Source organism: Microcystis sp. LEGE 08355 (assembly GCF_015207185.1).
Taxonomy (GTDB): Bacteria; Cyanobacteriota; Cyanobacteriia; order Cyanobacteriales; family Microcystaceae; genus Microcystis; species Microcystis panniformis.
In genome coordinates this window covers 1-1371 of sequence record NZ_JADEXI010000870.1, presented here as the reverse complement: position 1 = coordinate 1371, position 1371 = coordinate 1, and the positions used below count along the sequence as shown (strand labels likewise).

The window sequence follows — 1371 nt, the reverse complement described above, 5'->3', positions numbered from 1 at the left end:
GTACGGTTTTGCGCTGTTTTAATCGCATGAATGATCTAGTTAAAAGTGCCAAAATTGAGGGAAAAGTTACCTTTCGCGGTCAGGATATTTATGGTAATTCCGTTAATCCTATCGGGTTACGCAGTCGCATCGGTATGGTTTTTCAGAAACCGAATCCTTTCCCTAAATCTATCTATGAAAATATCGCTTTTGGGGCGCGTTTAAATGGTTACACTGGTGATATGGATCAATTAGTAGAGGAATCTTTAAAAAAGGCCGTTCTCTGGGATGATGTTAAAGATAAACTCAAAGAAAGTGGTTTAGCTTTATCGGGGGGACAACAACAAAGGTTATGTATTGCTCGCGCTATTGCGGTTAAACCGGAAGTTATTTTAATGGATGAACCCTGTGCGGCACTCGATCCAATTTCTACCCTAAAAATTGAGGAATTAATTCACGAATTGAAAACCCAATATACTATAGTTATTGTCACCCACAATATGCAACAAGCGTCGCGGGTTTCTGATTTAACGGCTTTTTATAATGCTGAACCGACCCCAAAAGGTGGTAAAGTAGGTTATTTAGTGGAATATGATCGCACCGAGGTAATCTTTCAAAATCCTGCTCAAGAGTCCACTAAAGATTATGTTAGCGGTCGTTTTGGTTAGAGTATTAATAATTAATCGTTATTCATGACTCTGGGATAGATTAATTTTTTCTATCTGGAATGATTGAAAAACGATTAACTTAACTGATTGCGAAAACGTTTGGCACTAATAGTTAAAAGTATCACAGCGAAACCAATCAGAGCCAATACATGAACCCATAAAGCTTCTAAACCGACACCTTTTAAAAGAATACCGCGGATAATAGCTATGTAGTGACGGAGAGGATTAAAAAGAGAGAGATATTGAAAAAATGGCGGCATCGTTTCAATAGGTGCGATCGCTCCTGATAATTGTACCATGGGTAAATTGATAAAAAAGGTGGTTAAAACTACCTGCTGTTGGGATTGACAGAGTGTCGCTAACATAATACCGACACCAATACTAACAAAAATATAGAGACTAGCTAAAGCCATAAATAGGAAAAAGTTGCCCCGAAATGGCACATTAAAAATCACTTTACCGATGGTTAATGCTAACAAAACATCACCCAAAAGGAGGATGAATAAAGGCACAACTTTAGCTAACAAAATCTCCCAAGCAGCGGCAGGAGTCATCAGTAATTGTTCGAGAGTTCCCGTATCTTTTTCTTTAACAACGGTGATGGAAGAAACGATCGAACCGATTAAAGTTAATACTAATCCCATGACTCCGGGGACAAAAAACCAACTGCTAGAAAGTCCGGGATTATAAAAGAAAATTACTTGTGTTGAGATGGGAAGTGGCG

General features: G+C 38.4%; 2 protein-coding genes. One reads left to right on the top strand and one right to left on the bottom strand.

All coding sequences use genetic code 11. The features are described from left to right. On the top strand, window positions 1-647 hold a 647-nt coding region (locus IQ242_RS24815), incomplete at its 5' end, for a phosphate ABC transporter ATP-binding protein (protein ID WP_193961787.1). Window positions 648-721: 74 nt separating this feature from the next. On the opposite strand, the gene IQ242_RS24810 is transcribed toward IQ242_RS24815, so the two are convergent. Further along, on the bottom strand, window positions 722-1371 hold a 650-nt coding region (locus IQ242_RS24810), incomplete at its 5' end, for an ABC transporter permease (RefSeq protein ID WP_193961786.1).